Genomic DNA, 6,772 nt, shown 5'->3' with positions numbered 1-6,772 from the left:
GTGCACCATCTTCGCGGTCACCTGTTCAGTCCAGCTTCGTCGCCCTTCCGCTAGTCCGCGTCTGCGATGGGGGCGGATTTTGCGTACCAATTCCCAATCACGCCGCCGGCAGCGCAAGCCGCTCGATGGTTTGGATATGCCGCGCGAGCAGGCTGCAGGCCTGCTCGATGTTGCGGGCGCGCAGCGCCTGCAGGATCATGCGATGATCCTGGCTCGGCCGCGGCCGCCAGCCGGCGTTGCGCGCCATCGCGAACACCAGGCGTGAATTCGCCAGCTGCAGCCCGTCGAGGCTGGCGAGCAGCCGCGGCATCGCGCAAGGCGCGACCAGCGCGTAATGAAAGGCGCGATTGGCCATCTCGAATTCCTGCACCGTCTCGGCATTGTCGCCTTCGACCAGCGCGACCTCGATCCGTGCCAGATGGGCCGATGTGAATTTCGGTGCGGCATTGCGCAACGCGACCACCTCGAGCGCGGCGCGCATCTCGGCGATCTCCTTCACCGACTTGGTGTCGAGCGGCGCAACCCGCACCCCGCGGCGCGGCACCGCAACGACGAGGTGCTGCGCCTCCAATTGCCTGAAGGCCTCGCGCACCGGGACGTGGCTGGAGTGGAATTCGCGCGCGACATGGTCCTGCCGCAGCGGCGCATCCGGCGCCAAGGTGCCGCTGATGATGCGCTCGCCGATCGCTTCGGCGATGCGCCCGGCGGTGGTCGTATTCTCGCCCTCGTCCATCATAGATTATCTATCATAAAAACGAGTGCGCTCTCGCGGAGCCTCGGCTAGCATCATCCTAAGTCCAAGATCATAGATAATATACCAGATTATCTATGATTCCAGCAAGAAGGCAAGCCAGATGGTTGATGTCGTAGAGATCGAACGGACCGAGAGCCGCACCAGCGTAGCGCCCCACAAGCGCTGGGAGCGTGCCGAAGCTGAAGCGCTCTATAATTTGCCGTTAGCGGACCTGATGTTCCAGGCGCAGGGCGTTCATCGCGCCAACTTCAATCCGAACCACGTCGAAACCGCGAGCCTGCTCAGCATCAAGACCGGCGGCTGTCCGGAAGACTGCGGCTACTGCTCCCAGAGCGCGCAATACGACACCGGCCTGAAGGCGACGCGCCTGATGCCGCGGGACGAGGTGGTCGCGGTGGCGCAGCGCGCCAAGGACGCCGGCGCCACCCGCTTCTGCATGGCCGCGGCCTGGCGCAGTCCCAAGGACCGCGATCTCGACCAGGTCTGCGACATGGTCAGCGCGGTGAAGGGGCTCGGCATGGAGACCTGCGTCACGCTCGGCATGCTGACGCCTGATCAGGCCGAGCGCCTCTCCGAGGCCGGGCTCGATTTCTACAACCACAACGTCGATACCTCGCCGGAGTATTACGACAAGATCATCACCACCCGCACCTTGCAGGACCGCATCGATACGCTGGCGCATGTGCGCGATGCCGGCATCAAGGTCTGCTGCGGCGGCATCATCGGCATGGGTGAACAGGTCGACGACCGGCTCGGTATGCTGATGCTGCTCGCCAACCTCCCCAGCCATCCCGAAAGCGTGCCGATCAATCTGTGGAACGAGGTCAAGGGCGTGCCGGTCAACGACACCGCGGAGCGTCCCGATCCGATCGCGTTGGTGCGATTGGTCGCCACCGCACGGATCATGATGCCGAACAGCGTGGTGCGGCTGTCGGCCGGACGGCAATACATGACCGATGAGCTGCAGGCGCTGTGCTTCCTGGCCGGCGCGAACTCGATCTTCATCGGCGACGTGCTGCTGACCACCAAGAACCCGCAGCGCGACCGCGACGCCGATCTGCTGGATCGGCTTGGCATCAATTCCGCCCTCGCCTGACCGTAGCCTCCGGCACGCGCGCGGCGGCATTCGCCGCGCGACCAACTGCAAATCTGTGAGTGAAGCATGAGCGCAATCCATGCGGCCAACGCCGCTGATTACGCCGCGGCCTTGCACGCCCTGAGCAAGGACGATCGGCTGCGCGGCCTCAAGCCGCGCGCGGGCATCGATTTCGTCTCGAACGACTACCTGGCGCTCGCGAATGCGCCGCGCATCAAGCAGGCGGTCGCGGCGGCACTCGCAGCCGGCACGCCGATCGGCGCCGGCGGGTCGCGGCTTTTGCGCGGCAATTGCGAGGAGCACGAACGGCTGGAGGCGGAGGCCGCCGCGTTCTTCCGCGCCGAGACCGCATTGTTCTTCGGCGGCGGCTATGTCGCCAATTTTGCCGTGCTGACGACGCTGCCGCAGCGCGGCGATTTGCTCGTGCTCGATGCGCTGGTGCATGCGAGCATCCATGAAGGCGCGCGGGCCGGCCGGGCCGAATTCCGGTTCAGCGAACACAATAGTCCGCAGTCGGTCGAAGACACCATTCGCGGCTGGCGCGCCGAGGGCGGAACGGGCCGGGTCTGGATCGTGGTCGAAAGCGTCTACAGCATGGACGGCGATCTCGCGCCGCTCTCCGATCTCGTCGTCATCGCCGAGCGGCACGACGCGTTCCTGATGGTGGACGAGGCGCACGGCACCGGCGTCTATGGCGAGCAGGGACGCGGGCTGACGGCGCCCTATGAGGGCCGCGAGAATCTCGTGATCGTTCATACCTGCGGCAAGGCGCTGGGCGTCGCGGGTGCGCTGGTCACGGCCCCGACGGTGCTGCGCGACTTCATGGTCAATCGCTGCCGCCCCTTCATCTTCGCCACCGCGCCGTCGCCGCTCACGGCGGTTGCCGTGCGCGAGGCGCTGTTGATCCTGCAGCAGGAACCTGAGCATCAACAGCGCCTGGCGAGCCTTGTCGCATTCACCCATCGCGAGCTCGATCGGCGCGGCTGGCACAGCCCGTCGCGCTCGCAGATCGTGCCCTATATCGTCGGTAACAATGCGCGCGCGATGCAGCTCGCATCTGCGCTGCAGGCGCGCGGCTTCGACGTCAGAGGCATCAGGCCGCCGACCGTGCCGGCGGGCACGGCCCGATTGCGGATTGCGCTGACCCTCAATGTCGACGAGGACGACGTGCGCGCGCTGCTCGACGCGCTCGTCGCGGAGACCAACGGATGGCCGCAATGACCGGCCGGATCGTGGTGACCGGAACCGACACCGGGATCGGCAAGACGGTGTTCTCCGCGGGGCTCGTGAATCTTCTCGGCGCGCGCTACTGGAAACCGGTCCAGTCCGGCCTCGACGAGGAGACCGATGCGCGACTGGTGGCGCGGCTTGGCAATCTCCCGGCCGATCGCATCGTGCCGGAACGCTACCGGCTTCGCACGCCGGCTTCACCGCATCAATCCGCCGCGATCGACGGCGTGCGCATCGACCCCGCCGCGCTCGCCGTGCCCGACATCTCGGACCGGCCGTTGGTGATCGAGGGCGCCGGCGGGCTGATGGTTCCGCTGAATAGCGATACCCTCTACATCGACATCTTCGAGCGATGGCGGCTGCCGGTCGTGCTCTGCGCCCGCACCGCGCTCGGCACCATCAATCATTCGCTGCTGTCTGTCGAGGCGCTGCGCAAGCGCCGGATCGACATTCTCGGGATCGCATTCATCGGCGAGAGCAATCCCGAGAGCGAGCGCGCCATCTGCGATTTTGGACAGGTGCGCCGGTTGGGCCGGTTGCCCCGGCTTTCACGGCTCACGGAGGACACGCTGCGCATAGCGTTCGAGGCATCGTTCCGGCGCGAAGATTTCAACCCATGATGTCTTCTCGCAAGTCGCCGATCTGGCACCCGTTCACCCAGCACGCGCTGCACGGCGAGATGACAAGGGTCGTGCGCGGCGAGGGCGCCTATCTCTACACCGCGGATGACCGCCGCATCATCGATGCGATCGCGTCCTGGTGGGTGGTGACCCATGGCCATTGCCATCCGCACATCGTGCGCGCGATCCAGGAGCAGGCGGAAAAACTCAATCAGATCATCTTTGCCGGGCATACCCACGACCCGGCCGAAGCGGTCGCCGCGCAGCTCCTGCAGCTTGCACCTGATAACCTCGACTACGTGTTCTTCTCCGACTCTGGCTCGACCAGTGTGGAAGTGGCGCTGAAGATGGCGCTCGGCTACTGGCACAACATCGGCGTGCCGCGCACGCGGATCATCGTGATGGAGCATTCCTACCATGGTGACACGGTAGGGACGATGTCGGTCGGCGCGCGCGGCGTCTTCAATAAGGCTTACGAGCCGCTGCTGTTCGATGTCGCGTCAGTCCCGTTTCCAGTAGCCGGCCGCGAGCAGGCGACGCTCGATGCGCTCCAAGCCGCGTGCAGGAGCGAAACGGCGGCAGCGTTCATCGTCGAGCCGCTGATCCTGGGTGCGGGCGGGATGCTGATGTATCCGCCCCGGGTGTTGAAAGAGATGAAGCGCATCTGCGAGGCCCATAATGTGCTGTTCATCGCCGACGAGGTGATGACCGGCTGGGGCCGGACCGGCACCTTGTTCGCGTGCGAACAGGCCGATGTCAGCCCGGATATCGCCTGTTACTCAAAGGGCCTCACCGGCGGATCGTTGCCGCTCGCGGTGACGCTGTGCCGCGCCGAGATCTACGATGCGCATTATTCCAATGATCGTTCGCGGACTTTCTTCCATTCCAGTTCCTATACGGCGAACCCGGTCGCCTGCGCCGCGGCCAGGGCGAACCTCGAACTCTGGCAACACGGCGCGGGCGATCGCGTCGCCTCGGTCGCCGCGATGCAGGAGCGCCTGATCGCGCCATTCCGTGCCAACCCGCGCTTTGAAAACGTCCGCCACACCGGGACCATCACCGCACTTGATCTGAAGGCAAGCGATGCCGGCTATCTCGCAGGCATCGGGCCGAAGCTTCAGGCTTTCTTCCAACGCAGAGACCTGCTGCTGCGGCCGCTGGGCAATACGATCTACGTCATGCCGCCTTACTGCGTCACGGAGGCCGACCTCGAGGAAATCTACGCCGCGATCGGGGATGCGGCCGACGAACTGACGTGACGCCGCCGCCCCGAGCGAAACGTCGAACGTCTATATTGTTGAAATTCCGACATAATTATCCTGCGGACGACGCGGTCGCGGCACGCGCCGGGCGCGAAGTTTTGTCCGGCGCTGATGTGAAATCACGCGATCTCCTGCTAGATTTGCAGCAACCCGATCGGCTTCGCAGGTCCAGTCCTTCAGGAGACAGGTGGAGCGGAGGCGGGACGCGTGGTCGTTCGCAACCATCCGCGTGCGCTCATTGTTGAAGGACCATTCGCAACTCCATGTCCGATCGCCAGCCCATCGTCAGCGATCCCGCGACCATCCGCGCACGCGCCATGGAAACGCTGCTGGAGCGCCTGGAGGATCTCTGCGAAGGCGCCATCGCGATCGATCGCGACGGGCGCGTCGTCTACGTCAACGAAAAATACCTTCACTCGCTTCGGCTTGGCCATGTCTCCGAGGCGATCGGGCGTCCCATCGAGGAGATCATCCCGAACAGCCTGATGCGCCGCGTGGCCGAGACCGGTGAACCGATCCTTCTGGATATCATGGAGCTCGGCGGCGAGCAGCTCGTGGTGACGCGCATGCCGATCGAGGACGAGAACAGGAACGTCATCGGCGCGATCGGCTTCGTGCTGTCGGACCGTCTTGACAATTTGAAGCCGCTGATCGCGCGGATGGGCCAACTCGAAAGCGACCTCAGGCTGGCGAAACGGCAATTGTCGCAACCGCGCAGCGCCCGGTTCACCTTCGACGACTATGTCGGCAACACCGAGCGCATCGGACGAGCCAAGGAACTCGCCCGCCGGGCGGCGCGCCAAAGCGTGACGGTGCTGCTGACCGGTGAAACCGGAACCGGCAAGGAATTGCTGGCGCAGGCGATCCACAATGCTTCGGCGCGCGCCGAAAAGCCTTTCGTCAGCGTCAACGTCGCCGCCATCCCGGATACGCTGATCGAGTCCGAGTTCTTCGGCACGGTGCCGGGCGCCTATACCGGCGCCGACCGCAAAGGTCGGGACGGCAAGTTCCGGAGCGCCGATGGCGGCACGCTGTTCCTCGACGAAATCGGTGAAATGCCATTGCAGCTGCAAAGCAAGCTGCTGCGGGTGTTGCAGGAGCGGGAAATCGAGCCGGTTGGGTCCGACAAGGTCACGAAAGTCGATGTTCGCGTCATTGCTGCAACCAACGTCGATCTGCAGAAGCGCGTCAACGAAGGCACGTTCCGGGCAGACCTTTTCTACCGCCTCAACGTGCTCACGATCGCCCTGCCGCCGTTGCGCGATTGCGCCGGCGATCTCCCGGAAATCTGTGCGAGGCTGCTGGATGACATCGTCCGGTCCGGCGATTACCTCAACGCGAAGCTCACACCGTCGGGCCTCGCCGCGCTCGCCTGCTACGATTGGCCTGGAAACGTCCGTGAGCTGCGCAACGTGCTGGAGCGCGCGCTGATTCTCAGCGACTCCGGTCGTCTCGTCGGTGATGATTTCGCCCGCATCCTGTCCGTGGGCGCCGAGGGGCGGGCCGCCGTGCCGTCGCCTTCGGCCGGGACGGTGATTCCCTACGCGCAGGCCGAAGCGGAGTTCGAAAAGCGGACGCTTGAAAGCGCGCTTCAGGCCGCCAACGGGCAGATTGCGGAAGCCGCCCGGATGCTGCGCATCTCGCGCGCCACGTTCTACAAGAAGCTCGCCAAGTTCGGTCTCGCCCAATCGGATGCGTCAGCCGTCTGAGTTCTGAGACGTCCACGCGTCTTGAGTCTCAGACTGTAGACATCAATCGATCCGCGCGCGCACCACCGGCCAGCACGAACTGCCCGGTTTTTCAGCCATTT

General features: G+C 64.9%; 6 protein-coding genes. 5 read left to right on the top strand and 1 reads right to left on the bottom strand.

Features of this window, described 5'->3' with window-relative positions; translation table 11 throughout:
• Positions 1–97: 97 nt before the first annotated feature.
• Entirely contained in the window at positions 98–736 is a 639-nt protein-coding gene (locus tag QMZ05_RS31420) for a GntR family transcriptional regulator (protein ID WP_353704278.1), read from the bottom strand.
• 118 nt (positions 737–854) lie between these two features.
• Here QMZ05_RS31420 and bioB point away from each other — a divergent pair, with 118 nt between their 5' ends.
• The 5 genes from bioB to QMZ05_RS31395 all read left to right on the top strand — a co-directional run bounded on the left by bioB (position 855) and on the right by QMZ05_RS31395 (position 6,671).
• A complete protein-coding gene (gene bioB / locus QMZ05_RS31415) occupies positions 855–1,850 on the top strand; it encodes a biotin synthase BioB (protein WP_353704277.1) in 996 nt (331 codons plus the stop codon).
• Positions 1,851–1,916: 66 nt separating this feature from the next.
• Positions 1,917–3,071 carry an 8-amino-7-oxononanoate synthase gene (locus QMZ05_RS31410; RefSeq protein WP_353704276.1) on the top strand — a complete coding sequence of 385 codons (1,155 nt, stop codon included), beginning with the start codon at positions 1,917–1,919 and terminating at the stop codon, positions 3,069–3,071.
• Positions 3,068–3,700 carry a dethiobiotin synthase gene (gene bioD / locus QMZ05_RS31405; RefSeq protein WP_353704279.1) on the top strand — a complete coding sequence of 211 codons (633 nt, stop codon included), beginning with the start codon at positions 3,068–3,070 and terminating at the stop codon, positions 3,698–3,700. The genes QMZ05_RS31410 and bioD overlap by 4 nt, the downstream gene beginning before the upstream one ends.
• Complete coding sequence (locus QMZ05_RS31400; RefSeq protein WP_353704275.1) at positions 3,697–4,959, top strand: adenosylmethionine--8-amino-7-oxononanoate transaminase; 1,263 nt, start codon at positions 3,697–3,699, stop codon at positions 4,957–4,959. The genes bioD and QMZ05_RS31400 overlap by 4 nt, the downstream gene beginning before the upstream one ends.
• A gap of 266 nt (positions 4,960–5,225) precedes the next feature.
• Positions 5,226–6,671 carry a sigma 54-interacting transcriptional regulator gene (locus QMZ05_RS31395; RefSeq protein ID WP_353704274.1) on the top strand — a complete coding sequence of 482 codons (1,446 nt, stop codon included), beginning with the start codon at positions 5,226–5,228 and terminating at the stop codon, positions 6,669–6,671.
• Positions 6,672–6,772 lie beyond the last annotated feature (101 nt).

Source organism: Bradyrhizobium sp. INPA03-11B (genome assembly GCF_040446015.1).
Lineage (GTDB): Bacteria > Pseudomonadota > Alphaproteobacteria > Rhizobiales > Xanthobacteraceae > Bradyrhizobium > Bradyrhizobium macuxiense_A.
The sequence above is the reverse complement of the archived record's forward strand: the minus strand, read 5'-3'. Positions and strand labels throughout refer to the sequence as shown.